This window comes from Mesorhizobium sp. M8A.F.Ca.ET.021.01.1.1 (genome assembly GCF_003998025.1).
Classification (GTDB): Bacteria; Pseudomonadota; Alphaproteobacteria; order Rhizobiales; family Rhizobiaceae; genus Mesorhizobium.
This window is the reverse complement of the sequence record NZ_RZSJ01001128.1, coordinates 1-401: the sequence shown is the minus strand read 5'-3', so window position 1 is coordinate 401 and position 401 is coordinate 1. Positions and strand designations below refer to the sequence as shown.

The 401-nt window shown below is 73.8% G+C and carries 1 pseudogene; it reads left to right on the top strand.

Annotation, left to right across the window (positions count from 1 at the left end):
* Positions 1–32: 32 nt before the first annotated feature.
* Positions 33–401: pseudogene (locus EOA36_RS36940) on the top strand (glycosyl hydrolase family 5); the annotation flags it as partial.

The following is a 401-nucleotide window of genomic DNA, read 5'->3' as shown; positions in this document are numbered from 1 at the left end:
ATGCCGGTCGATCGCCCCTCGCCCGGCGCCGTATGACGGGTTGGTCGCGACGGCGGCTGCTGAGGACCGCGCTGTCGACGGCGCTGGCGCCCGCCACGGCGGCGCTTTCTTTCGCGCCACCCGCTTTGGCCGCCACTGGCGAATGGCGCTTTCGCCGCGGCGTCAATGCCTGGCCCTGGTTCGCACTGACGCGCGAGTTTCCCGCGCCGCGCACCGACTATGCCTGGCCGCCCTTCCAGTCGCAGCGGCCGGTGCCGACACCGGACGACCTTCGCCGGCTGCGCCGGACCGGGCTCGATTTCATCCGCCTGCCGGTCGATCCCGGCCCCTTCCTCGCCGCCGACGCCGCCACGCGCGCGAAATTGCTGGCGATGCTGGACGATGCCGTCGCGGCCGCCCCC